This is a genomic window from Pseudoxanthomonas mexicana, from assembly GCF_001556105.1.
Lineage (GTDB): Bacteria > Pseudomonadota > Gammaproteobacteria > Xanthomonadales > Xanthomonadaceae > Pseudoxanthomonas_A > Pseudoxanthomonas_A mexicana_A.
Genome location: NZ_LSIF01000083.1, coordinates 1 through 25062 on the forward strand (window position 1 = coordinate 1; position 25062 = coordinate 25062).

Here is a 25062-nt window from a genome sequence, read left to right on the forward strand (position 1 = left end):
CCCCAACCCCCCTGGCGCGCGTAACGTCCGGACGAGGCGGCGATCAGGCCGTAGAACAGCCCCATGACGCCTGCAAAGGCAGCCAGCGGGATGATCGATGAAAGCAGCAGCGCGACACCGCCGGCCGCGCCGCCGGTGAACGCGCTGCGCAACAATCGGGGCGCCCTGCCGAATACCCCGCGTACCATGGTGGCCACGATGAAGGCCGCGAACAGGGCGAACAAGCCACCACTGCCCACGGGCTCCTGTCCACCGCGGTTGTCGCTGACCGGCGCGGGCAAGGGTTCGCCTTCGATCAGCCGGGCCAGTTGCGCGGTGCCATCAACGATGCCGCCACCGAAGTCGCCTGCCCGGAACTTCGGCGCGAGGTACTCCTGGATGACGCGATTGGCGATGGCGTCGGGAATGGCGCCTTCCAGTCCATAACCCGGCTGGATGCGCACACGGCGGTCGTCCTTCGCGACCAGCAGCAGCACGCCGTCATCCACGCCCTTGCGACCCAGCTTCCATTGGTCGAAGACGCGCTGCGTGTATTGCTCGATGGTTTCCGGTTGCGTGGTGGAGACCATCAGCACCTGCAACTGGCTGCCTTTGCGCTGCTGCAACGCCTGCGCCTGCTGTTCGAGCAGCTGTTTCTGCACGGCGTCGAGCGTGCCGGTGGCGTCGACCACCGGCGAATCGAGCGCGGGAATGGCCGCCAGCGTCTGCGCCCCTGCGGGCGAGGCGAGCAGCAGCAGGCAGAGCGCCAGCGTGCGCAGCATGGGAGCGACGCGATGCCGCTCAGTTGCCGGGCGACGGCGGCGGAGGCGGAGGCGGCGTCGGGGCCTGTGGTGCGGGGGGCGCCGGCGTAGCGAAGTCGACCGCCGGTGCCTGCGAGATCGCGGCCTCGTTCTCGACGGTGAAGTTCGGCTTCTCCTTGGCGCCGGTGACCTTGGCCGTGATCACCTGCGGGAACTGGCGGATGTAGGTGTTGTAGTCCTGTACGGTCTGGATGTACCGGCCCCGCGCGACGGTGATGCGGTTCTCGGTGCCTTCCAGCTGCGCTTGCAGGTCACGGAACGACTGGTCGGATTTCAGGTTCGGGTAGTTCTCGGTCACCACCAGCAAGCGCGACAGCGCGCCGGACAACTCGCCCTGCGCCTGCTGGAACTGCTGCAGCGACGCGGCATCGTCGGCATTGACCTGGATCTGGCCCACGCGTGCGCGCGCGTTGGTCACGTCGGTCAGCACCTGGCGTTCCTGCTGGGCGTAGCCCTGCACGGTCTTCACCAGGTTCGGGATCAGGTCTGCGCGGCGCTTGTACTGGTTCAGCACCTCGGACCAGCCGGCCTTCACCGCTTCGTCCTTCTGCTGGATGGCGTTGTAGCCGCAACCGGACAACACCACGGTCAGCACGACGAGCAACCACAGACGCGATACCTGCTGCATGGCACGGCACTCCCTCGGGTGGACACGGCGATTGCAGCACCTTGCCGTGGGCCACGCAAGCAGCGCACGTATCGTGGTCGTCGACGCACGCACTTGTTATCGGGTCGTGAACGAAGAAGGGCTCCCCGACGGGAGCCCTTCGTGACCGACCTGCGACGTGCGCCTACTCGCGCAGCATGCGCTGGCCGGCGCGCTTCTTCGCCCACAGGTTGAGGCACTCGACCACGGCCGAGAAGCCCATCGCGCCGTACAGGTAGCCCTTCGGGATGTGCAGCTCGAACCCGTCCAGCAGCAGGTACGCACCGACGGCGACGATGAAGGCCAGCGCCAGCATCTTGATGGTCGGGTTGTTGTCGATGAACTGGCCCAGCGGCTTGGCCGCCACCAGCATCACCACCACCGCCAGCAGGATGGCCGCGACCATCACCGGCGTGTGGTTCGCCATGCCCACGGCCGCGATCACCGAGTCCAGCGAGAACACGATGTCGATCACCGCGATCTGCGCGATCACGCCGGCGAACGATACGGCGGGGCGTGTATGCACGTCTTCCGAATCGGGCTCGCCCTTCACCAGTTCCAGGATTTCCTTGGTGCCCTTCACCAGCAGGAACAGGCCGCCGACGATCAGCACCAGGTCGCGTACCGAAATGCCCTGGCCGAACATCGTGAACAGGTCGGACGTCAGGCCGGCCAACCAGGCCAGCGTCAGCAACAGCAGGATGCGGGTGATGCACGCCACCGCGATGCCGAACTTGCGCGCGACTTCGCGCTGGTGCGGCGGCAGCTTGCTGACCGCGATGGAGATGAAGACCAGGTTGTCGATGCCCAGCACGATCTCGATCGCGCTCAGCGTGACCAACGTGATCCACACATGCGGATCGGTAAGCAGTTCCATCATTGGGGAGTACCTTGGTTCGGATCAGGAGTTCAGAGATAGCGGGGCGCGAGGATCAGGCCCCAGCACAGCAATACGTTCATCATCAGCACGAAGACGGCGGCGGAGCCCATGTCCTTCGCACGACCAGCGAGTTCGTGGTGTTCGGGGCCGTAGCGCTCGATGACGGCTTCCACCGCGGAGTTCAGCAGTTCGGCCGCCAGCACCAGCAGGCAGCTGCCGATCATCAGCGCGCGTTCCAGCCCGCTGTCCCCCAGCCACAACGCCAGCGGCGCCAGCACGACCAGCAGGTAGACTTCCAGGCGGAACGAGGATTCGTGCATCCACGCCGCGCGCAGGCCCTGCAACGACCACACGGTCGCTTTGAGGATGCGGCCGGGGCCGCGGGGAAGGTGTCCGGTTTGGTCAGCCATGGTGCGGGTAAGGGCGAAGAAGGCACCGTCGCGCCCCCTCCGGTCAGGCATGCGCCTGGCCCGGCAAGAAGACGGATCGGGTGGAACCGGCGCGGCGGGCGCGCCAAGGATGCGATTTTGCCACAAGGCACCGCGTGCCGACCCGAGCGGTTTGCATGACGTGCCATCGGCTGGTCCACTGGGATCCGCCCGACCCGAAGGAGCTCCCGCCGTGCCCGTCCCGCCGTCCGTTCGCCTGCCCCTGTTCGCCACGATCATGGCCGCGTGCCTGTCTGCATGCGTCAGTACCGCCCCGGTCACCGTGGAAGCCCCCGCCGGGAAAACTGCGGCTGCCGCACCGCGGGTCCCGGAACAGGTCTCGAACGCGGCCTGGGAAGCCGACATGCAGCGCTTCGCGGCCGAAGATGCGCAGTCGCCGCCCCCGCGCGGCGGCGTGCTGTTCACCGGCAGTTCGTCGATCCGGCTGTGGGGCACGCTGGCGCAGGACTTCCCCGGCGTGCCCGTGGTCAATCGCGGCTTCGGCGGGTCCGAGCTGCGCGACAGCACCTGGTACGCGGACCGCACCATCGTGCCGTATGCCCCACGACAGATCCTGATCTATGCCGGCGACAACGACCTCAATGCCGGCCGCACGCCGCAGCAGCTGCACGCCGACTTCATCGCCTTCGTCCAGCGCGTGCGCCGCGACCTGCCGAAAGCGAGGATCGCCTACATCAGCACCAAGCCCAGCCCGTCGCGCGCACAGCTGCTGCCGGTGCAGCGCGAGGCGAACGCGCTGGTGCAGGCGGAAGCCAGGCGGCGGGGGGTGGACTACATCGACATCTTCACGCCCATGCTGGATGCCAGCGGGCAGCCGAACGAAGCACTGTTCGTCGACGACCGCCTGCACATGAACGCCGCCGGCTACGACATCTGGCAGCGCGTCATCACGCCCTACGTGAAGTGATCGCAGCGCCGTGCCGGACGCTCAGCGCCGGCGCGGCGCCCCTTCGTTCTGGTGCAGGCTCAGCACGTTGCCGTCCGGATCGAGGAAGTCCAGCGACAGTCCGCCATCCGGCGACTCGCTGACCGGCACCACGATCTCGACACCCTTGGCCGCCAGCGCTTCGGCCTGGTCGTCGATGCCGCCATCGAGGCTGAAGACGACGACCGGCGATTCGCCCGCACGCGCGGGGCGCGGGATGAAGACCAGCGCGAGTTCGCCGACCTCACCCATCGCGAACGGACCGTCATGGCCGTCCAGTGCCTCGACCGGCAGGCCCAGGGTGTCGCGGTAGAACGCCACCGACCGGGCCAGGTCGGAAACGAAGAACACGATGGCGCCTACCTTGCAGTGCGTGAGCATGGCTCGTCCTCCTGTGGAATGTCTGTCAGTCCGTTGCCGCCGGAAGGCGACGTGTGAGCGCCCGCGTCGATGAGGATCAGGTGGCCGTCCAGGTCATGGGTTCCCAACCCCTCGCCGGCACGCATGGCGGCCTTCAGCGCGCGCCGCACCCGTCCGAACGGCAGGTCGCTACTGCGCACTGGCGGGACGTGGGCCAGCGCGAGGGCGTCCGCCTGTGTTTCGGGTGACTGCGTGGACAGCGTGCGGCGGATGCGGGTCAGGCGCTGGCGGAACGCCGTCGGTTCGATCCGCAGGATCCAGCGGATCTCGTCCGCCGACAGGCCGTGCAGGGCCAGCACGGCGACGCGTCGCGCCGACGGTGGCAGCGTGCGCACCCAGGCGAACGAGGGCGGCGGTGACGTCGCCGTCATCGGATCAGCCACGTCGTCGACGGTGGTTGCGCGGGACATGGCATCGCGTGTTTCGCGTTGCCGCCGCCGTGCAGCGGTTCGCGCTGTCATCATCGCCTGCCGGCGCAACACGCCGGACAGCCAGGGCAGATCGTGGCGGCCGGCCTGCAGGGCGGCGAGCAGCGTGTCCTGCACCAGGTCGTCGGCATCCTGCGCACGCCGGCACAGCCGCAGGGCCTGCGCGCGCAACTGGCGATACGTGTCCGGTGTGAAGGTGCCGAGGCGGGCGTCGACCAGAGGCGCCTGCACTCAGGCGTCCCGGTAGATGGCCGTGCCGCGCTGGCCATCCGGATGCACCCAGCCGCGGTACATGCCGGTCGTGTTCAACACCAGGGCGATGTTGCCGTCGCGGTCGATCGCGATCGCGCCACCGTCGCCGCCGTGCTGCGGCACTTCACCAAGGATGACGTCCTCCGTCGCCACCCGCACGCGGTCGCCCCGGTAGGCGACGCGCGAGGCAATATCGTGCGCCACCGCATTGCGGATGTAGTACTCGCCCCAGCCGGTGCACGAGACCGCGCAGTGCGCATCCGCCCATGTGCCCGCCCCGATCAACGGCGAATCGCCGACGCGGCCCCACCGCTTGTTGGTCATGCCGCCGGTGGAAGTCGCCGCCGCCACATGGCCGTGCGAATCCAGCGCCACGGCGCCCACGGTGCCGAAGTACTTTCCGCGCAGGTCCTGGCTGGCCTGCCACGCACCCTGTTCGCGGTGCTGCGCGTCGCGCAGTTGTTCGCGCCGCGCCTCGGTGGCGAACCAGTCGTTGGGCACGCGCTCGATATCGGAGTGGGTGTCCGCGTATTGCTCGGCACCCGCGCCGATCAGGAAGACGTGCGGCGATTCTTCCAGCACCCGTCGCGCCAGACGCACCGGATGGCGCACCGTCGACAGACCCGCCACCGCGCCTGCGCGGCGGCCGTGTCCATCCATGATGGAGGCATCGAGTTCGTGCCGCCCATCCGCCGTGAAGACCGACCCGTAGCCGGCATTGAAGTACGGAGAGTCCTCGAGCAGCGCAACCGCGACCTCGACCGCGTCCAGTGCGGTGCCACCGGTGGTGAGCACGGCATGGCCGGCGTCGAGTGCGCGGTCCAGCTCGGCGTGGATGGCGCGCTCCGCGTCGGCACCGAGGGAGTTCCGCTCGATGACGCCGGCACCTCCATGGATGGCCAGCGCCAGCGGTCTGCGGAGTTGACGCGCACTCATGGCAAGCGACCACCCCACGACACGACGGGAGACCAGCATACTCCCGCCGCTGCGTGGCACCAGCCCCGCCGATGGCCTATTGCGAACGCAGCGCTTCGATGGGGTCGAGCTGCGACGCCTTGCGTGCCGGGTAGTAGCCGAAGAACAGACCGGTGGCGATCGAGAAGCCTGCCGCCAGGCCGATGACCTGGCCGTTCAACGCCACCGGCAGTTCGCTGAACTGGCCGACCAGCAGCGCACCCGCGACACCGATGACGATGCCCAGCACGCCGCCGCCCAACGACAGCAGCATGGCCTCGGCGAGGAACTGCCGTCGCACGTCGCCCGGCCCTGCGCCCACGGCCATGCGCAGGCCGATCTCGCGGATACGTTCGGTGACCGACACCAGCATGATGTTCATGATACCGATGCCGCCGACGATCAGCGAAATGGTGGCCACGGCACCCAGCAGCAGCGACATCAGCTTGGTGGTGGCGGTGCGGGTGGCGACGATCTCCGAAATGTTGCGGACGTTGAAGTCGTCCTCTTCCCCCGGACCGATCTTGTGACGCTGGCGCAGCAACGCCTCCACTTCGCCCTGCACGTAGCCCAGGTCCTTGGCGTCGGCCACGGTCAGCGCGACCTGCTGCACGGCGCCCGGTGGCAGCCCCATCGAGCCCATCAGGCGACGGCGCGCGGTTTCCAGCGGCACCATCATCACGTCGTCCTGGTCCTGGCCGAAGCCGCCCTGCCCCTTGGGGGCCAACGTGGCAACCACCGTGAACGGCACACGACCCAGCCGCACCGTCTGGCCCACGCCGCTGTCCTCGCCGAACAGCGTGCGGCGCACCGTTTCGCCGAGGATCACCACCTTGTCGGCGCTGGAGTAGTCCTGCGCATCGAAGCCCTCGCCGTTGGCGATGACCCAGCTGTTGATATCGAAGAAGTCGGCCTGCACGCCCTGCCAGCTGGTCGACGCATTGTTCTCGGCGAACACGATCTGGGTATTGCCGCGCAACGCACCGGCCACATACTGCACTTCCGGGATTTCGTTGCGGATCGCGTCGACGTCGCCTTCCTTGAGCGTATAGAAACTGCTGGAACTCATGCGCACGCCACCGCCGCCGGGACCACGGCCGGCGCCCGGGCTGATGTCCAGGCGCTGCGAGCCCAGGCCGGAGACCAGCTTGTCGATCTCGGCCTGCGTACCCTGGCCCACCGACACCATGACGATGACGGCGGCGATGCCGATGATCACGCCCAGCGAGGTCAGCGCGCTGCGCATCCAGTTGCCGCGCAGCGCGTGCAACGCGGTACGCAGGATGTCGGAGAATTTCATGGCCGGCCTCCCGCGTGGTCGGTGTCTTCGTGCAGTTCGCCGTCGCGCATCACCAGGATGCGGTCGGCATGCGCGGCGACTTCGGCATCGTGGGTGATCAGGATGACGGTGTGGCCGTCGTCGCGCAGGCGCTTGAACAGCGCGAGGATCTCTTCGCCGGTCTTGCTGTCCAGCGCACCGGTGGGTTCGTCGGCCAGCAGGATCGGCGGCTGGTTGATGAGCGCGCGCGCGATCGCCACGCGCTGCTGCTGGCCACCGGACAGTTCATTGGGGCGGTGGCCGGCGCGCTCGGCCAGGCCGACCGCGGCCAGCGCCTGTCGCGCGCGCTCGGCACGCTCGCCAGGCGGCACCTGCGCATAGCCCAGCGGCATGGCCACGTTGTCCAGCGCGCTCATGCGCGGCAGCAGATGGAAGCCCTGGAACACGAAGCCGATCTTCTCGCGGCGCAGGATCGCCAGTTGCTCGGCGTCCAGCGTGGCCACGTCGATGCCGTCGCACAGATAGCGGCCATCGGTCGGCGTGTCCAGGCAGCCGATCAGGTTCATCAGCGTGGATTTTCCCGAGCCGGAGGGGCCCATGATCGCGACGAAATCACCGCGGTCCACGCGCATGTCCACGCCCTTCAGCGCCACCACTTCCGCCTCGGTGCCGGCGGAATACACCTTGCCCAGCGCGTGCGTCTGGATGACCGGCACGCGGTCGCCAACGGTCGGGGACGGCGTGCTCATTCCTTCGCGCGCTCGCCCACGACCATCACGTCGCCTTCCTTCACCGCGCCCGACACCTCGGTGCTGGTGCCATCGCTGGCGCCCACGCGCACCTGCACCTGCTCGGGCTTGCCGTTGACCAGCTTGTACAGCGGCGCGCGCTTGGCGCCGAGCAACGTCCGCAGTTCGCCATCCCAGCGCTGCTGCTGCGTGTCGTCGAGCGTGGCACGGAATGGCGCGAAATCCTGCTGCATGCGTTCGGCCATGCGCTGGCGCATCTGCGACTGCATCGCACCGCCGCCGCTGTTGCCGCTGCCTGGGCGGGGACCGCCCGGGCCGCCGAACATGCTGGCGCCGCCCTGCTGGGCCTGCGCCATGCGGGCCGCCTGGCGCTCGCGCAGCGCGGTCAACGCGGCATCGAAGGCGGCCTGCTGCTCCGGCTTCAGTTGCAGCGTGCCGGCCACGCGGACCAGGTCATCGCTGACGCCAGTGCCGCCGCCGCGCTGGGCACCCTGCTGCGGTGATCCCTGTGCAGCAGCCGTGGCGGTGGCCTGTTCGCCGGTCGGCTTGTAGCGAAGGGCCGCGTTGGAAATCTTGAGGATGTTGTCGCGCTTGCTGACCTCGATCTCGGCGTTGACGGTCAGGCCCGGCAGCAGCGTACCGTCGCTGTTGTCGACGCTGACGACCACCGGATAGGTCACCACGTTGCTGGTGGTGGTCGCCGACAACCGCACCTGCTGCACCTCGCCGCGGAACTGGCGATCGGCGAACGCGTCGACGGTGAAGGACACGGGCTGGCCCACCTTGACCTGGCCGATATCGGCTTCGTCGACGGCCAGTTCGATCTTCATCTTCGACAGGTCTTCGGCGATGGTGAACAGTTCCGGCGCCTGCAGGCTGGCGGCGACGGTCTGGCCCGGCTCGATGCTGCGGGTCAGCACCACGCCATCCACGGGCGAGCGGATGACGGTGCGGTCCAGGTTGACGCGGGTGGTCTGCGTCGATGCCGTCTGCTGGCGGATCGACGCCTGCGCCGCATTGACCTGTGCGCGTGCCTGATCACGTGCCGCACGTGCCAGGTCCACGTCGCTCTGCGCGACCAGCTTCTGCGTGCCCAGGCCCGCCTTGCGGGTGTAGTCGAGCTCGGCGTTGGCCAGCGTCGCCTGCGCCTGCTTCAGGCTGGCCTGCGCGTTGGCGATCTGCGCATTGCCCTGCGCGATCTGCGCCTCGTAGGTGCTGGGATCGATACGGGCCAGCACCTCACCCTTCTTGACCTCGCTGTTGTAGTCGACAAGGACGTCGGTGACCTGGCCGGATATCTGGCTGCCCACGGTGACCGTCGAAATGGCGCTGAGCGTGCCGGTCGCGGAGATCGCCACGCGGATGTCGCCGCGCTCGACGTTGGCCGTGCGGTAGGCACTCTCCGACGCGTCGCCACGGCGCGCGTTCCAATACCACCCACCGCCCACCAGGATGGCGATCACGGCGATGCCGAGCAGGATCCTGGGCAGCGGGGACTTCTTGCGGGGGGCGGTGCGTACTGGCTGGCTCATGCGGCGAGTCGGCTCGAAGTGGGGAGGCGGGACATGGAACGCGCCGGCAGCCGCGAGGTTGACACCCCGCGGCACCGGTCGGCTCCCGCATAGATTACGCAACGAAACGGATCGTTGCGGTCGTACCGCGTCCGAGTTCGCTGTCCAGCTCGATCTTCCAGCCGAAGCGGTCGCACAGCCGGCTGACGATCGACAGGCCCAGGCCACTGCCATGGGGTCGGGTGGGGTCGGCGCGATAGAACGGTTCGAACACACGGGTCATCGACTCGGCCGACATGCCGATGCCGCTGTCCCGCACGATCACCCGGTCCGATTCCAGCACCACGTCGATACGGCCGCGGTCGGTGTAGGTGCAGGCGTTGCGCAGCAGGTTGCTGACCACGACCTGGAACACGCGGGGCGGTGCATGCAGGCGGGGCCGCGCGTGCAGGGTGACTTCCAGGTCCACCGGCTTGTTGAGCAGCAAGGTCCGGGCGTTCTCGGCTTCGTCCATGACGATGTCGGCGACATCGAAGTCCTCGCTCTGCGGTTCAACCTCGGCTTCACGGGCCAGGATCAGGAACGCATCGATGACCGCCTCCATGTCGCGACCGGCACGCTGGATGCGCTGCAGGGCGCGCGCCACGCGAGGCGGCGCGTCCTCGGCCATGCCCATGTCGGTCGCCACGCGGATCACCGTCAACGGTGTGCGCAGCTCATGGCTGGCGTCGCGGGTGAAGTCGCGTTCGCGGGCGACATGCGCGGTCACGCGCTGGGCCAGCCCGTGCAGCGCCGAGGCGAGTTGACGGGCCTCGCCCTGCACGTCGTTCGGCAGGCGGTCGGGGGCCAGGCCACTGACGTCGGGGCGTCGCGGATCCCACTCGGCCACCTGTCGCGCCAGCCAGCTGACCGGCGACACCAGCCGCTTCGATGCGCGATAGGTCAGCCACGACACCAGGTAGATCGCCACCAGGGTCATGATGATCGGCACCGTGCCGAAGTAGAACGCCAGCCGTTCCGCCTGCGAGCGCAGGAACACGAGGTACAGGCGACCCTGTGACTGCTCGTCGACAAGCACCAGCAGGTCGTCATCCCGCAGTTCGTGGAAACCGGGCTTCAGGTCGCGCAGGTTCTCCGGCAGCACCAGATTGGAGTGCCCCTTGACCACCAGGTAGCCACGCAGGTTGTGCGTGTTCGGCGGCGGCTGTGCGGTGCTGGCGCTGTACAGCTCCCAGAAATGCGTGGCCTCTTCCTGCAGCGCGGTGTTCATCAGGCTGTGCTTGATGACGGCGGAGATCAGATACACGCCCAGCACGATGGCCAGGCTGACCATCACGGCCTGCAGGATGAAGGCGATCCTGAGTTTGCGGGGCAGGCCGTGGTGGCGCATCGGCGTATCGTCGGGCGAAGTCACCATGATGCCGCGCGCCGACGTTCGGGTCAGCCAATGTCGGCGATGCGGTAGCCCGCGCTCTGCACGGTATGCAGCAGCGGCTTGTCGAAGGGTTTGTCGATCACCTTGCGCAGGTTGTACAGATGGCTGCGCAGGGTGTCGGAATCCGGCAGGCCATTGCCCCAGATCTCGCGCTCGATCTCCTGGCGGGTCACCACGCGCGGCGATTCGCGCATCAGGATGGTCAGCAGGCGCAAGCCGATCGGCGACAGCATCAGTTCGGTACCGCCGCGGGTGGCCCGCATGCTGACCGGGTCGAGCACCAGGTCGGCCACCTTCAGCACTTCGGCACCGACCTGGCGTCGCTCGCGACGGATCAGCGCGCGCAGGCGGGCTTCCAGCTCCTGGATCGCGAACGGCTTGGTCAGGTAGTCGTCGGCGCCCGAGCTGAGGCCGGTCAGCTTGTCGTCCAGCGTGTCGCGTGCGGTCAACATCAGGACGGGCGTGGATTTGCGCGCTTCGGTACGCAGGCGCTTGCAGACTTCCATGCCGTCCAGGCGAGGCAGCATCAGGTCCAGCACCAGCACGTCGTAGCTGTTCTCCACCGCCAGGCGGTAGCCGTCCAGGCCGTCGGTGGCGTAATCGACTTCGAAACCGCGACCTTCGAGGTACTCCCCGATCATCTCGGAAATGTTGCGGTTGTCTTCGACCACGAGCACCAGACCTGCGGTTTCCTGACTATGTCGCATGACAACTCCTTGAGAGGCTTCAGGTTTGTGAAACTACCGGTCGTGCGGTAGACACCGCGTGAAGACGCCCCCTCCATTCAGCCGGCAGTTGGGATTACGCTTCGCCATCCCTCACTGGCGACCAGCCCATGATCGAACGCATCCTGCCCCTCTTCCTGCTGCTGGCGTCGAACGTCTTCATGACGTTCGCCTGGTACGGGCACCTGAAGTACAAGTCCGCGCCCCTGTTCGTCGTGATCCTGGCCAGCTGGGGCATCGCGTTCTTCGAGTACATGCTGATGGTGCCCGCCAACCGCATGGGCAGCGCGGTCTACTCGGTGGTGCAGCTGAAGACGATCCAGGAGATCCTGACCCTGCTGGTCTTCGCCGGCTTCAGTACCTGGTACCTGGGCCAGCCGCTGAAGTGGAACCACTACGCCGCCTTCGCCCTGATCGTGGGTGCGGCGTTCCTGATGTTTTACGAGTGAGGGGTTGCGACGCCGCTCATTGGGCATATCCAGCTCGGGCCATCAGCCGCTCGGCGTGCGTCTCCAGCCGCTGTCTGTCCCGCAGCATGTAAGAAGGTCCCTTGAGGATGGCAACGAGGCGCGCCGCCTCAATGGGCGACAGCACATCAAGGGATTTGCCGTGCTCGCGTCGCGCAAGACGATCCAGGCCCTTGTCGACACCGTTGTAAGCCTGGGACGCATAGAGCCCGTACATTTCTTCATCGCTGAAATGCAGGGGCAGCAGGATCTGCCAGAGCGCGATTCTGGCATGCCAGCTCATCGCGGACTGCGGAGCATGGAATCGGTGGACCGCCATCCGTGCCACTGATGCCGCCGGCGACCCCACGCTGGCGTCGATCAGATCGCGGATCAACGGCGGCGGCGATGCATCCTGACCGTCGGCATGCACCAGAAGCACCTTGATTTCGGCCACATGCGGCCGGACCGCCACCAGGTCATACGCGAGCAACCCGGCCAACGGCACGCCGACCAGCAGCGCGACCGCGTGGACGGCATGCCGGACGACGCGGCTCATGCGCCGCTCAGAACCGGATCTTGCCGGTCAGGATGTCCTTGAACATCACCCAGTCGCCGGCGAAGGAATAGAACGGGTGCTTGAAGGTGGCGGGCCGGTTCTTCTGGAAGAAGAAATGGCCGACCCAGGCGAAGCCATAACCGCAGAACAGCGCCGCGAGCAGCCACCACGCATTGCGCTCGACGATCGCCAGCACCAGCAGCGCGAGCACACCGCAGCTGCCGATGAAGTGCAGGCGCCGCGAGGTGCGGTTGCTGTGCTCGTCGAGGTAGAACGGATAGAACTCGCGGAAACTGGCGAAGCGGCTCATGTCCCCTCCCACAGGGTCAGGCAGCGCGTGGCGCGAACATGATCACCGCCATGCCGGCCAGGCACAAGCCGGCGCCTAGCAGGTCCCAGCGCGTCGGCTTCACCGCATCCACCGCCCACAGCCAGCCGATCGCCATGGTGACGTAGACGCCGCCGTAGGCCGCGTAGACGCGGCCGGATGCCGCCGGGTGCAGGGTCAGCAGCCAGGCGAACAATGCCAGGCTGGCGGCCGCAGGCAGCAGCAACCAGGCGCTGCCACCCTTTCGCAGCCACAAGTAGGGCAGATAGCAGCCGACGATCTCGGCCAGCGCGGTGACGAGGAACAGCAACAGGGTCTTCATGCGGCAAGCCTACCGCACGGGCGGATCACTCCGTCGCCTTGACCCGGGCCCACAGCGCTTCCTGCTGATCCAGCGACAGGGCGGACATCGTGGTGCCGTCGGCGACAGCGATCGCCTCCATCGCGCGGAAACGTCGTTCGAACTTCAGGTTCGCGCGGCGCAGCGCGCCACCCACATCGACCTTGGCATGGCGCGCCAGGTTGGCGGCGACGAACAGCAGGTCGCCGATCTCGTCCTCCAGCCGCGCGTCGCGCTCAGGCGACGGCGGAGCCGCGAGCTCGACGCGGACCTCGTCGATCTCCTCGTGCAGCTTGGCGATCACCGGCGCGGTGTCCGGCCAGTCGAAGCCGACTCGTGCGGCGCGCGACTGCAGCTTCGCCGCGCGCTGCCATTCCGGCAGTCCCCGCGATACGCCGGCCAGCGCGGACGTATCCTCTTCACCGGCCGCCTTTCGCTCGGCGGCCTTGATCGCTTCCCAGTTGACCGTCTGCGCCTCGGCATCGGCGAACGAGGCGTCACCGAAGACGTGCGGATGGCGTCGCACCATCTTGTCGCAGATCGCATCGACCACGTCGTCGAACGCGAACGCGCCCCGCTCGTCCGCCATCTGCGCATGGAAGACGACCTGCAGCAGCAGGTCGCCCAGTTCGTCCTTCAGCGCCGGAAGATCATGGCGATCGATCGCGTCGGCGACCTCATACGCTTCCTCGATCGTGTACGGCGCGATCGTGGAGAAATCCTGCTCCAGGTCCCAGGGACACCCGCCGTCAGGGTTGCGCAGGCGGGCCATGATGGCCAGCAAGCGCGCAATGTCGCCGTCACGCGCTGCGGGCATGTCCATTCGCGCCGTCCTCGGCCTTCGCAAGCCAGGTGCGCCACGGCAGCGTCATGTCGCCCAGCGCCACGAAGTCGCCGTTGAGCAGCGTCTCGCGGCGGTTGTAACGGAATGCGCGTCCATCCGGCGCCAGCAGCGCGCCGCCGGCGGCTTCCAGTACGCACTGCGCCGCGGCGGTATCCCATTCGCTGGTGGGGCCGAAGCGCGGGTACACGTCCAGCGTGCCCTCGGCGATGCGGCAGAACTTCAGCGACGAGCCGAGCGAGACCTCCTCGATCCCGCCCATGCCGTCGAGGAAGGCCTGCGTGCGTGCATCGCGATGCGAACGGCTGGCGGCGACCTTCAACGTGCCCGTGGCCGGCGCACGCGTGCGGATCTGTGCGTCCACGTCGCCAACGCGGCGATAGGCATTGCGGCCCTGCCTCGCGTGCCAGGTCTCGCCGGTCACCGGCGCGTGAACCACGCCGAAGATGGGTTCGTTCTGTTCGATCAGCGCGATGTTGACGGTGAACTCGCCATTGCGCTTGATGAATTCGCGGGTGCCGTCCAGCGGGTCCACCAGCCAGTAGGTCGGCCACTGGCTGCGCTCGGACCACGGGATGTCGGCGGCTTCCTCGGACAGCACCGGCCATTGCGGGGTCAGCCGGCGCAGGCCGTCGGTGATCACCTGGTGGGCGGCCATGTCGGCGGCGGTCAGCGGGCTGTCGTCGTTCTTGCGCTGCACGTCGAAGGCGCCCTCGTACACGGCCATGATGGCCTGGCCCGCTTCGCGGGCGATGACGATGACGGCTTCGTGCAGGTCGGCGGTCATTCTGCTCATGTCCGCGCGTTCAACCATTCGCGGGCGATGAACAGTGCCGCCAGCGAACGACCTTCCGAAAAATCCTCGCGCAGCATCAGCTGGTCGAGGTCTTGCAACTTCCAGGGCACTACTTCCAACTCCTCGGGTTCATCCCCCGGCAAGCGCTCGGGGTACAGGTCTCTTGCCACCACCAGCCAGGACTGGTGGCTCATGTAGGTGGGCGCCAGGGTCAGGGCGCGCAGCACGTCGAGGCGGCGCGCGCCGAAGCCGGCTTCTTCCTTCAGTTCGCGGTCGGCGGCCTGCTCGGGCGTTTCGCCGGCATCGATCCGGCCCTTCACCAGGCCCAGTTCGTAGCGGTGCATGCCGGCAGCGTACTCGCGCACCAGCAGTACCGTGTCGTCATCCTGCATCGGCACCACGACCACCGCACCATGCCCCTGCGACTGCAGGCGGTGGTAACGACGACGCTCACCGTTGCTGAACTCCAGGTCAAGCTCCTCGACATGACGGTCCGGCCCGTCGGTGCGCCGGGTGATGCCATGGATGGTGGGCAGGCGGCTCATGCGACGGAGCTGAATCCGCCCGTGCCACGCGATGCGCGACGACGGCAAGGGGCGGTGCCCGATATCATGGGGGGATGCGACAACAGGATCATCAGACGGGAATGCTAGCAGAGGCGGACGCATGGCGTGCCCGTGATTTGTCCGTGCTGTGGCATCCCTGCACGCAGATGCGTGAACACCCGCACACCTTGCCGCTGGTGCCGATCGCCCGCGGCGAGGGCGCATGGCTGGTGGGCCACGACGGCACGCGCTATCTGGATGCGGTGAGCAGTTGGTGGACCAACCTGTTCGGCCATGCAGAACCGCGCATCGGCGCCGCCATCGCCGCGCAGGCGCAGGCACTGGAGCAGGTGATGCTGGCCGGATTCACCCACGCACCCGCGGTGGAGCTGGCCGAACGATTGCTGGCGGTGGCGCCGCGGCAAGCGGGACGCGCGCCGCTGTCCAAGGTGTTCTACGCCGACAACGGCTCGGCCGGCGTGGAAGTGGCGCTGAAGATGGCCTTCCACTGGTTCCACAACCGCGGCGAGCACCGGCGCACGAAGTTCATCGCGCTGGAGAACGGCTACCACGGCGAGACGCTGGGTGCACTCGCCGTGGGCGATATCCAGCTGTACCGGCGGGTCTATGCGCCACTGCTGACCGAGGCGCTGTTCGCGCCCTCGCCCGATGCCTACCTGGCGCAGCCCGGCGAATCGCCGGCCGACTGCGCGCAGCGCGCGGCCGATGCGCTGGCCGCGCTGCTGGACGACCACGCGGGCGAAGTCTGCGCGGTCATCGTCGAGCCGCGCGTGCAGTGCGCCGGCGGCATGCGTATGCACCACCCCGACTACCTGGCCCGCGTGCGCGCGCTGTGCGATGCCAGCGGCGCGTTCCTGATCGCCGACGAGATCGCGGTGGGGTTCGGCCGCACTGGCACGCTGTTCGCCAGCGAACAGAGTGGTGTGATGCCCGACCTGCTCTGTCTGTCGAAGGGGCTGACCGGGGGCTTCCTGCCGCTGGCGGCGGTACTGGCGACACAGGCGATCTACGATGGATTCCTCGACGATTCGCGCGAGCGCGCGTTCCTGCATTCGCACAGCTACACCGGCAATCCGCTGGCGTGTGCGGCGGCACTGGCGTCGCTGGACATCTTCCGCGCGGACGACGTGCTGGCGCGCAACCGCGCCACCGCGCGCACGATGGCGACGCTCGCCGAACCGCTGGCGGCGCACCCGCACGTCGCCGACGTGCGCCAGGCCGGCATGATGCTGGCCTTCGAACTGACCCAGGGCGGCGACAAGGCCACGCCCTTCCCCGCCGCGGCGCGCATCGGCCTGAAGGCGTACCGCGCGGCGCTCGCGCGCGGCGTGGTGCTGCGGCCACTGGGCGACGTGCTGTACTGGATGCCGCCGTACTGCGTGGACGACGACGCGCTTCAACTGCTGGCCGACGTCACCCGCACCGCCATCGATGAGGCCACGTCATGCGCCTGACCCGCTGCCACGTCGACGCCACCCTGTCCGTGGGCACGTCCCTCGCACTGCCCGACACCGCCGCCAACCATCTCGCCCGCGTGTTGCGGCTGCGCGAAGGCGATGGCTGCGTGCTGTTCAACGGCGACGGCCACGATTACGACGCCCGCATCACCGCGATCAGCAAGCGCGGGGTGCTGGCCGATATCGTCGGCGCGCGTGCCGTCGACAACGAGTCGCCGCTGCACGTCACCCTGCTGCAGGGCATCGCGCGCGGCGAGAAGATGGACCTGATCCTGCAGAAGGCGACCGAACTCGGCGTGGCCGCCATCGTGCCGGTGATGGCGGAACGCACCGAGGTGAAGCTGGACGCCGAACGCACGGAAAAGCGCGTCGCGCACTGGCGAAGCGTCGTCGCCTCGGCCTGCGAGCAGAGCGGCCGCGCGCGCCTGCCGACGCTGGCGCTGCCCGCCGCCTTGATCGATGCGGCGCGCACCTTCGATGACGGGGCCACGAAACTGACGCTGGATCCGGCCGGCGACGTGTCCTTGGCGAGCGTGCAGCTCGCCGGTGCCGCGGTCGTGGTGGCGATCGGCCCCGAAGGCGGCTGGTCGCCACGTGACCGCGACACCCTGGCGGCGGCGGGATTCACCGGCCTGCGCCTCGGCCCGCGCATCCTGCGTACCGAAACCGCCGGACTGGCCGCGATCGCCGCATTGCAGTCGAGATTCGGGGACCTGTAGGGTGGGCTCAAGCCCACCATTGCACGACGTCGGATGTACCGACTGCGTACCGGACTAGCCCTTTCGCAGAGAGCGAAACGGTGGGCCGAGGCCCGCCCTGCGGCAGCGTCAGGCCGCGTTGGCCAGCGCGTCGCCGATCATCGTCTCGACGATTTCCAGGTCGGGCAGCACGGCGGCTTCGTCGCCGAGCAGCACGCGGACCTTGACGCCTACCGGCAGTTCTTCCTCGGTGGCGTCGGCCAGCAGGCCGTCGCGCGGCACCGACACCAGGCGCGGGAACGATGGCGTCAGCAACGCGAAGTAAGGGCGATCCTTGTCGCCGCTCAATGCCTTCAGCACGACGATCTTGCTGTTCAGCGCGATCGGATCGCTGGCATTGCCGGTCAGCCGGCCGAAGGCGACCAGCGGCACCGGCCAGCCGTGCCAGTCGATGCGCCCCGGCAACCAATCGGGCATGTCGGCCACGGGTTCGACCGGCGCGCGCGTGAGCACCTCGGCGACCGTGGCGTTGGGCAGCAGCAGGCGGTACTCGCCCGCCTGGATCAGGACGCCGCGGATTTCGTCGTTGGAATGGGCCATCGTGTGTTCCTCAGAACCAGCGGTCGGTCAGGCGCTGCGCGATCTGCGCAGGCGAGCCCAGTTCGGCGCCACGCGCCGCGAGTGCCTTCGGTGCCGCGGGGTCGTAGCAGCCTTCCTGCGACTGGCCCATGACCAGCGCGCCGCCGTTGCCCAGCGCCGCGGCCACCTCCACCAGGGAGGTGTCGCTGCCGCTGAGCAGCAGCACCGCGCTGTCCGCCGGCGGCAGCTGCGGGATCACCGCGTGGATGGTCTCGCCGGAACGGAAACTCACCACGCCCTCCTCGACGAACGGCACCACGTCGCCCGGCAATACATATACGTGCCCCACTTCGGCGGCCTTGCCGGCTTCAGCCAGCAACACCGGCATGTGCGAGACGCGCTCCATCTGCCGGACCAGATTGTCGTAGCGGCCGCCATCGAGGCGCAGGTGCACCATCACCGGCTTCGGAAAGCCGGTGGGCAGGTCGGCGAGGAGCTTGCGCACGGCATCGGGGCCGCCGATGCCGGCGAACACCAGCACCGCACCCTGCGTACGCGCCGACGCCGCCACACCACCGCCTTCCAGCGGCTCGAGCGACAGGTTCGAAAGGTCGAACGTCGACGAGGAAGTCGAGGCAGGCAGCGGCGGAGGTACAACCGCCGGCGGTTCGGGCAGCGGGGGCGGCGCTGATGCGGATTCCATGGAGGTCGACGCCGACCTCAGCCAGTCGTCCGCATCGACCACCTGCGCGTCCAGCTGGCGCGCCTGCAGGCCACCGGTGTAGGCGAAGTCGTCGCTCGGCAGTTCCAGCGCCATGTCGGCGGCTTCCTCGAGGTGCAGCGAGATCTCCGCATCCTCGTGCAACTGCGCCGGTGTCACCGGCAGGCCGGGCTCCAGCTGCAGGCCCACGTCTTCTTCGCGGCCCGGCGGCAGCACGTCGCGGTGGCCATGCAGCTTGGCCGCCAGATGGCGTGCCCAGCGCTGGGCTTCCCACCCCTGTCGGCGTGCGGCGAGGTCGGCCTCGTCGAAGATCACCGCGACCGCGGGATCGTGCAGCACGCTGTCGAAGCGCTCCAGGCTGTCCTCGATGGCCGGCTCCAGCGCCACCAGCACCACCTGCGGCGCACTGTCGCCGAGGGCATCGGTATCCAGCGTATTGGGGTCGTCTTCCAGCACGATCTCGGCACCGGCTTCGTGCAACGCCACGCGCAGGCGCTCGCGCGCCTCGCCCGGGCGCGCCAGCAGGGCGACGCGTTTGGTTTCACTCACGGACACGGGCGATTCCCAGCAGGTCGTACACGTTGCGCATCAGGTCGAGCTCCTGGTACGGCTTGCCCAGGTAGCGCTGCACGCCGATGTCGAAGGCGCGCTGGCGGTGCTTGTCGCCGGTACGCGAGGTGATCATCACGATGGGCACGTCCTTGAAGCGCGGATCGGCCTTCATCGCGGTGGCCAGCTCGTATCCGTCCATGCGCGGCATTTCGATGTCGAGCAGCATCAGGTCGGGCACGCGCTCGTCCAGCTTCTCCAGCGCTTCGACGCCATCGCGCGCGGCGCTGACCTCGAAGTTGTGGCGTTCCAGCACGCGGCTGGTCACCTTGCGCATGGTCAGCGAGTCGTCCACCACCATCACCAGCGGCACGCGACGCTGTTCGACGGCGGGTGCCTGCTGCGCGGGCTCCTGCGGCTGCGCCAAGTGGCGGCGCACCAGCGGTGCGGCATCCAGGATCACCACGACGCTGCCGTCGCCGGTGATCGTCGCACCATAGATGCCGGGGATCGACGCGATCTGCGGGCCGACCGGCTTGACCACGATCTCGCGGTTGCCGAGCACCTGGTCCACCGCCACGGCGGCGCGCAGGTCGCCCGAACGCACCAGCAACAGCGGCACCTGCGGCTGGCCTTCCGCCTTGGCCGCGCCCTGGCCGACCAGGTGGCCGAGGTTGTACAGCGGATAGTCTTCGCCGGCGTAGTGGTAGCTGCCCGCACCCGCGCTGAAACGCGCATGGCTGATGCGGCCGATGCCGCTGACCGCCGCCACCGGCACCGCGAACTGCGTCTCGCCGATCTGCACGAACACGGCCTGGCTGACGGCCAGCGTCTGCGGCAGGCGCAGGGTGAAGGTCGCACCCTTGCCCGGCACCGAACTGATCTCCAGCGAACCGCCGAGCTGGCGTACTTCGTTGTACACCACGTCCATGCCGACGCCGCGGCCGGCCAGCTGGCTGACCTTGTCGGCGGTACTGAAGCCAGGCTCCAGGATCAGGCGGTCCAGCGCGGTGTCGGGCAGCACGGCGCCCGGCTGCAGCAGGCCGCGCTGTTCGGCGCGTTTGCGGATGGCATCGCGGTTCAGGCCTGCGCCGTCGTCGGACACCTCCAGCACCATTTCCGAGCCTTCGCGGCGCAGGGCGACATGCACCGTGCCCTCTTCCGGCTTGCCCGCCTTGCGACGTTCCTTCGGCGTTTCCAGGCCATGCGCGACGGAGTTGCGCAGCAGGTGCTCCAGCGGCGCCGTCATGCGGTCCAGCACGTTGCGGTCCATTTCGCCGTGCGTACCGGAGAACTGCAGGCTGACCTGCTTGTGCGTCTCGGTCGCGGCCTGGCGCAGCACGCGGCGCAGGCGCGGCACGATGCCTTCGAACGGCAGCATGCGCGCGCGCATCAGGCCGTCCTGCAGCTCCGAGCTGACGCGCGACTGCTGCTGCAGCAGGCTGTCGTACTGCCGGGCCAGGTCGTCCAGCACGCCCTGCAGACCGCTGATGTCGGCGGCCGATTCGGCCAGCGCGCGGCTGAGCTGCTGCAGCGTGGAGAAGCGGTCCAGTTCCAGCGGATCGAACGTCGGGTCCTGCCGGTCATGCTCGCGCTGGTAGCGGGCGACGATCTGCGCCTCCGTTTCCAGGTCGAGACGGCGCAGCTGGTCGTGCATACGGATGTTGGTGCGGTCCAGTTCCGCCATCGCACCGCGGAATGCACCCAGCTGCTGCTCCAGGCGGGCGCGGTAGATCGCGACTTCGCCGGCGTTGTTGACCAGACGGTCCAGCAGGTCGGCGCGGACACGGACCTGCTCCTGCTGCCCAGCGGGGAAGAACTCTTCTTCGGCAGCCGCCGTGGTCGCGGCCTCGGTATCGATCGGCGCCGACAACGGGGCGAGTTCGACCGGCGCGAGCGGCGCGTCGGCCGAAGCAGGCGCGTCCGGCAGTTCGATGCCGCGGGCACGTGCGTTGAACTCGGCGATCATGCCTTCCGGGATCGCCACCGCACGACGCGCGGTGACACGCGCGAGCTGTGCGTGCAACGCATCGAAACCACGCTCCAGCAACTGGATGGCGCGACGGTCCAGCTCGGTGCGCTGGCCGGCGATCGATTCCAGCATCGACTCGATCGCATGGCCCAGATCGCCCACGGCATGGATGCCCGCCATGCGCGCGCCACCCTTCAGCGTGTGCAGGTCGCGCTGCAGGCCGGTGATCAACGTGCGGTCTTCCGGCGTTTCACGCAGCTTGGCGATGAGGTCGTCGGAGTGGTCGAGCAGGTCGTTGCCTTCCTCGATGAAGATCTCGACCAGGTCCAGGTCGAGCCCGGTCACGTCGAGGGCTTCCTCCGGCTCCTGCATGTCGGGCGCACTGGTCACGGCAGGCTCCTCGGCTTCGACGGAGGTAACGGCTTCGACATCCAGCGATGCAGGCTGTTCCGTATCGGATGCATCCACGGTCTCCACGATTTCCGCAGCCTCGACGATCCCGTCGGTCACGGCCGGCGCCGAAGACGCGTCCCCGAACGCGATATCGTCGACGGACGACGCAGTGTCGGCATCATCGGCGGAGACCGTCTCGACGTCGGAGGGTTCGTCCGCCGCGACGGGCGCCGGCGCTTCCACCGCGACATCCGCTTCTTCGAATGTCGTCGACGGCACGGCAGCACTCTCGACGGCATCGCCCTCGACAGGGATTTCCTCGATCGCTTCGGCGTTATCGACAGCGTCGACGGTTCCGGCGGTGTCCGCCTCGACCGTCGTAGCGGCCCCGGACACGTCCGTCACAACCGCTTCGTCCTGGTCGGCGACGCCGTCAGCCACCACCGGCGCGCTGTCGTCGATCACCGCCCCGCCCTCGCCAGCGTCCGCCGACGATGCGGCATCCGTCTCGGCAAGGAATGCGGGCAGATCGCCATCGACGAGCAACTCATCGTCCTCCACGATGGAGGCCGGCTCGTCGGCCACGCCATCGCTGGCGTCCGCGTCGGAAAGGACCGACTCTTCGGTCGTCGGAACGCCCTCGGCCACGTCGGCCTCGGCGGCGACGTCCGCCACGTCTGCGGGCACGTCGGCATCAAGCGTTGCGTCGCTTGCCGGTGCCGTAGCTTCGGCGTCCGGCGCCGACGCGCGCGGCAGGATGCGGTAATCGATATCGTAGAACGTGACGCTCTGGTCCACCGGCGTGGCGGTGTCCGCCACGAGGGAGGCATCGCCGGACGGCGGCACCGTCTCCGCGGCGGTGTCCTCGACAACCTCGGCAGAGGAAACCGGCACCGCTTCAGAAGCAGCGCTGTCCTGGGATTCCGCCGCGACGACTTCGCCCGCACCGTTCGCGGCCTCGCTGTCGAGATAGGCCGACAGGTCCATCGCCGCCAGTTCGATATCCGACGGTACGACAGGCGCGATGAGCGTCGGCGTCTGTCCGACGTAGGTGCCCTGCTGGGTATCGTCCACGATCTGCGCGCCCTGGCGCAGGTCGGGCAGGCGGTCGCTGAGCGCGCGCAGCTGGCCCGCCAGCGCGGCGAACACCGGGATGCGCGGCGACGGCGCCTGCAACGCCGCGACGCTGCGACGGATCGCCTGCGCGGTGTCGGCAAAGGCCGCAACGCCTTCCGGGGTGGGCGTTTCGCCGGACGCCAGCAGGCGCTTGGCGTATTGCTCGGCCGCCGAGGTGACGTGGGTGATTTCCGGCACGTCGGCCATCGCCAGCGCGCCGTTCATCGTGTGGATCGCGCGCAGCAGTTCCTCGCTGACCGGCGTTGCGTCCACCTGCGCCTTCTGCAGCCAGTGGTCGACCGTGTCGAGATGGTTGTCGACCTCGGCTTCGAGGATCTCGCGCAGCACGGCGTCGACCGACGCCGGCGTGCCTTCGGCCTCCGGCTCGAACACGGCCGGCGCGTCGTCGACGAAGGAAACAGGCGCCACGGGTGCCGGCTCGACGAAGTCGGCCTCCTCTTCCCGCACGGTTGGCTCGGCGTTGTAGTACGCGTCCTCGCCCGCCGCCAGGCGGTCGGCCACGTCCTGCAGGCCGGCCAGGTCGGCGGTGACGTTGCCCTGTCCGCGCAGCGCGGCATTGAGCTGCGGCAGCGTCTCGCAGGCCTGCTCCAGCAGCACTTCGACCGCGTGGCTCGGCGCGCGCGTGCGGTCGAGCACGCGGTTGAGCATGTTCTCGACCTTCCAGCTGAACTCGCCGAGCGTCTTGGCGCCCACCAGGCGACCGCTGCCCTTCAGCGTGTGGAACACGCGGCGGATCGGCCGCAGGCGCTCCAGGTCTTCGGTGTTGCTGCGCCAGGCCGGCAGCAACTGCCGCAGGTTGACGATCTCTTCGTCGAACTCCTCGAGGAACACCTCGCGGATGTCGTCGTCGATGTCGGTGCTGTCGCCGTCGAACCCGCCCATGACGGCGGACGGCACGGCGGCCGCGGCCGCGGCGATCTCGTGGCGCAGGTCGGGCAGCGCATCGGTTTCGACCAGCGGCGCGGGCGCCTCGGCCTCCACCGGCACGTCGATCGCCGTGGTGTCGACCGTGTCGACTGTCGTATCGATGGCGCTGCTGTCGCCAGCGTCGGTCGGCAGGTCGAATGCAGGCGTCTCCGCCTCGATCGTCGCCGGCGACGCGATGCCTTCTTCCTCGAAACCCACCGGATCGAACGGATTCGCGCCGGCGCTCGACGGCGGTGGCGTGGCATCGAGCGGTTCGAGCGAAAGCGCGCCGAACGATACCGGTGCGGGTGCTTCGGCGACGGGTTCGGAGGCGGCTTCGACGACGGGTGTCGGTACGGCCACCGGCGCCTCGGCGACGGGCGCTTCCACCGGCGCGACGGCTTCCGCCGGCAGCGGCCAGTAACGCAGCGCTTCCAGGCTGCCGCGGGTGATCTCGAGGATATCCTCGCGGTTGGGGCGCCGCTCGCGCAGCGCCTCCAGGTAGTACTCCAGGCTGGCCATCGCGTCGGCCAGGGTGTCCAGCTGCTGGCCGCCGGGCACGCGCTTCTTGCCGATCAGTTCGCCACTGACGTAGCGCTGCACGCCGATGACGTAGTCGCCGGCCTGGCCGAGCTCGAGCATGCGCAGCGCGCCTGCCACTTCGTCCAGCAGGCGCGGGACGTCCGCCAGTTCGGCGTGGTCCCAGTTGGTTTCGATGAAGGCGACGAAGCGCTCGCGGGCGCCGGCGAAATTGATGATGGCTTCCTGCGCCAGCACCTCAACCGTGCGCTGCGATTCGGCCGCGCTCGGGTCGGGTGCGGCGTCTCCACCACTGCCGAGCCGCGCGACCTGGTCGTCCAGCGACGCATCGACGTACAGCAGCGCACCCGCCACATCCAGCAGCGTGCCTTCATCGGCAGGCCGCTTACCGGCGACCACCTCGCGCAGCGTGTCGCGCTGCTGCATCACCACGTCGCGGGCGACGCCCAGGCCCATCATGCCGAGCGTATCGGCGACGTTGCCCAACTCGGCGACCTGCGATTCGAGCTCCTGCGAATCACTGCCGGTGCGCAGATGCAGGTCCAGCGCATCCTTCACCCGCAGCAGTTCTTCCTTGACCGCGTTGCCGACGGTGTCCAGCAGTTCGCGGTTGCGGCCACTCAGGCTGCTGCGCGCGTGGTCGATCTCGGCTTCGCTCGGGGCCGCTTCGTCGCGGACGCCAGCCGGGAACAGCATGCTTTCGTTGAGGCCTGGCGCGCCGCGCGAGGCCCGGATCTCGTTGAGCAGCGGCAGCAGCACGATCGGGATGTCGCGATGGCCT

General features: G+C 68.5%; 24 protein-coding genes and 1 pseudogene. 4 read left to right on the top strand and 21 right to left on the bottom strand.

Features of this window, described 5'->3' with window-relative positions; all coding sequences use genetic code 11:
• The 4 genes from AX730_RS14045 to AX730_RS14060 all read right to left on the bottom strand — a co-directional run.
• On the bottom strand, positions 1 to 761 hold a 761-nt coding region (locus AX730_RS14045), incomplete at its 3' end, for a TPM domain-containing protein (protein ID WP_062357550.1).
• Between the two features lie 19 nt (positions 762 to 780).
• Positions 781 to 1428 (bottom strand): LemA family protein, encoded by a 648-nt coding sequence (locus AX730_RS14050; RefSeq protein ID WP_062357552.1) that lies wholly within the window; start codon positions 1426 to 1428, stop codon positions 781 to 783.
• Positions 1429 to 1591: 163 nt separating this feature from the next.
• Complete coding sequence (locus AX730_RS14055; RefSeq protein WP_062357554.1) at positions 1592 to 2326, bottom strand: TerC family protein; 735 nt, start codon at positions 2324 to 2326, stop codon at positions 1592 to 1594.
• Positions 2327 to 2355: 29 nt separating this feature from the next.
• A complete protein-coding gene (locus AX730_RS14060) occupies positions 2356 to 2736 on the bottom strand; it encodes a diacylglycerol kinase (RefSeq protein WP_062357555.1) in 381 nt (126 codons plus the stop codon).
• Positions 2737 to 2992: 256 nt separating this feature from the next.
• Between AX730_RS14060 and AX730_RS14065 the strand changes: the two genes are divergently transcribed.
• Positions 2993 to 3682, top strand: coding sequence for an SGNH/GDSL hydrolase family protein (locus AX730_RS14065; protein ID WP_062357852.1), 690 nt, complete (start codon positions 2993 to 2995; stop codon positions 3680 to 3682).
• Positions 3683 to 3703: 21 nt separating this feature from the next.
• Here AX730_RS14065 and AX730_RS14070 read toward each other — a convergent pair whose 3' ends face one another.
• The 8 genes from AX730_RS14070 to AX730_RS14105 all read right to left on the bottom strand — a co-directional run bounded on the left by AX730_RS14070 (position 3704) and on the right by AX730_RS14105 (position 11435).
• A complete protein-coding gene (locus AX730_RS14070) occupies positions 3704 to 4081 on the bottom strand; it encodes a VOC family protein (RefSeq protein WP_062357557.1) in 378 nt (125 codons plus the stop codon).
• Positions 4060 to 4779 (bottom strand): RNA polymerase sigma factor, encoded by a 720-nt coding sequence (locus AX730_RS14075; RefSeq protein ID WP_062357559.1) that lies wholly within the window; start codon positions 4777 to 4779, stop codon positions 4060 to 4062. Before AX730_RS14075 ends, AX730_RS14070 begins: the two co-directional genes overlap by 22 nt.
• Positions 4780 to 5736: an isoaspartyl peptidase/L-asparaginase family protein gene (locus AX730_RS14080; RefSeq protein ID WP_062357561.1), complete on the bottom strand. Its 957-nt coding sequence runs from the start codon at positions 5734 to 5736 to the stop codon at positions 4780 to 4782. It lies immediately after the preceding gene.
• Between the two features lie 76 nt (positions 5737 to 5812).
• Entirely contained in the window at positions 5813 to 7054 is a 1242-nt protein-coding gene (locus AX730_RS14085) for an ABC transporter permease (RefSeq protein WP_062357563.1), read from the bottom strand.
• Complete coding sequence (locus AX730_RS14090; RefSeq protein ID WP_062357564.1) at positions 7051 to 7782, bottom strand: ABC transporter ATP-binding protein; 732 nt, start codon at positions 7780 to 7782, stop codon at positions 7051 to 7053. Before AX730_RS14090 ends, AX730_RS14085 begins: the two co-directional genes overlap by 4 nt.
• Positions 7779 to 9314 carry an efflux RND transporter periplasmic adaptor subunit gene (locus AX730_RS14095; protein ID WP_062357566.1) on the bottom strand — a complete coding sequence of 512 codons (1536 nt, stop codon included), beginning with the start codon at positions 9312 to 9314 and terminating at the stop codon, positions 7779 to 7781. Before AX730_RS14095 ends, AX730_RS14090 begins: the two co-directional genes overlap by 4 nt.
• A 94-nt stretch (positions 9315 to 9408) precedes the next feature.
• The gene (locus tag AX730_RS14100; protein WP_232310269.1) at positions 9409 to 10710 is read right to left on the bottom strand and encodes a sensor histidine kinase; all 1302 of its coding nucleotides are present in this window, start codon (positions 10708 to 10710) and stop codon (positions 9409 to 9411) included.
• A 23-nt stretch (positions 10711 to 10733) separates the two neighbouring features.
• The gene (locus AX730_RS14105) at positions 10734 to 11435 is read right to left on the bottom strand and encodes a response regulator transcription factor (RefSeq protein WP_055940490.1); all 702 of its coding nucleotides are present in this window, start codon (positions 11433 to 11435) and stop codon (positions 10734 to 10736) included.
• Positions 11436 to 11563: 128 nt separating this feature from the next.
• Between AX730_RS14105 and AX730_RS14110 the strand changes: the two genes are divergently transcribed.
• Positions 11564 to 11902, top strand: a complete 339-nt coding sequence (locus AX730_RS14110; RefSeq protein ID WP_062357568.1) for a DMT family protein — start codon at positions 11564 to 11566, stop codon at positions 11900 to 11902.
• A gap of 16 nt (positions 11903 to 11918) precedes the next feature.
• Here the strand turns inward: AX730_RS14110 and AX730_RS14115 are convergent, their stop codons facing one another.
• From AX730_RS14115 to nudE, 6 genes are read right to left on the bottom strand one after another with little or no spacing between them, the layout of a single operon-like run.
• Positions 11919 to 12458, bottom strand: a complete 540-nt coding sequence (locus AX730_RS14115; RefSeq protein WP_062357569.1) for a hypothetical protein — start codon at positions 12456 to 12458, stop codon at positions 11919 to 11921.
• 7 nt (positions 12459 to 12465) lie between these two features.
• On the bottom strand, positions 12466 to 12768 hold the full coding sequence (locus AX730_RS14120; protein ID WP_062357571.1) for an Mpo1-like protein: 303 nt from the start codon (positions 12766 to 12768) through the stop codon (positions 12466 to 12468).
• A gap of 16 nt (positions 12769 to 12784) precedes the next feature.
• The gene (locus tag AX730_RS14125; RefSeq protein WP_062357573.1) at positions 12785 to 13108 is read right to left on the bottom strand and encodes a YnfA family protein; all 324 of its coding nucleotides are present in this window, start codon (positions 13106 to 13108) and stop codon (positions 12785 to 12787) included.
• A 25-nt stretch (positions 13109 to 13133) separates the two neighbouring features.
• A complete protein-coding gene (gene mazG / locus AX730_RS14130) occupies positions 13134 to 13943 on the bottom strand; it encodes a nucleoside triphosphate pyrophosphohydrolase (RefSeq protein ID WP_062357856.1) in 810 nt (269 codons plus the stop codon).
• Complete coding sequence (cysQ, locus tag AX730_RS14135) at positions 13927 to 14763, bottom strand: 3'(2'),5'-bisphosphate nucleotidase CysQ (RefSeq protein WP_062357574.1); 837 nt, start codon at positions 14761 to 14763, stop codon at positions 13927 to 13929. Before cysQ ends, mazG begins: the two co-directional genes overlap by 17 nt.
• Entirely contained in the window at positions 14760 to 15308 is a 549-nt protein-coding gene (nudE, locus tag AX730_RS14140) for an ADP compounds hydrolase NudE (RefSeq protein ID WP_062357576.1), read from the bottom strand. The genes cysQ and nudE overlap by 4 nt, the downstream gene beginning before the upstream one ends.
• A gap of 74 nt (positions 15309 to 15382) precedes the next feature.
• On the opposite strand from nudE, the gene bioA reads away from it, so the two are divergent.
• A complete protein-coding gene (gene bioA, locus AX730_RS14145) occupies positions 15383 to 16783 on the top strand; it encodes an adenosylmethionine--8-amino-7-oxononanoate transaminase (RefSeq protein WP_062357578.1) in 1401 nt (466 codons plus the stop codon).
• Positions 16774 to 17505 (top strand): 16S rRNA (uracil(1498)-N(3))-methyltransferase, encoded by a 732-nt coding sequence (locus AX730_RS14150; RefSeq protein WP_062357580.1) that lies wholly within the window; start codon positions 16774 to 16776, stop codon positions 17503 to 17505. Before bioA ends, AX730_RS14150 begins: the two co-directional genes overlap by 10 nt.
• Positions 17506 to 17613: 108 nt before the next feature.
• On the opposite strand, the gene AX730_RS14155 is transcribed toward AX730_RS14150, so the two are convergent.
• The 3 genes and pseudogenes from AX730_RS14155 to AX730_RS14165 all read right to left on the bottom strand — a co-directional run.
• Entirely contained in the window at positions 17614 to 18084 is a 471-nt protein-coding gene (locus AX730_RS14155) for a chemotaxis protein CheW (protein WP_062357581.1), read from the bottom strand.
• Positions 18085 to 18094: 10 nt separating this feature from the next.
• The gene (locus AX730_RS14160) at positions 18095 to 19333 is read right to left on the bottom strand and encodes a chemotaxis protein CheB (protein ID WP_232310270.1); all 1239 of its coding nucleotides are present in this window, start codon (positions 19331 to 19333) and stop codon (positions 18095 to 18097) included.
• Positions 19326 to 24953: pseudogene (locus AX730_RS14165) on the bottom strand (hybrid sensor histidine kinase/response regulator); the annotation flags it as partial. The gene AX730_RS14160 and the pseudogene AX730_RS14165, both read right to left, overlap by 8 nt.
• Positions 24954 to 25062: the final 109 nt, after the last annotated feature.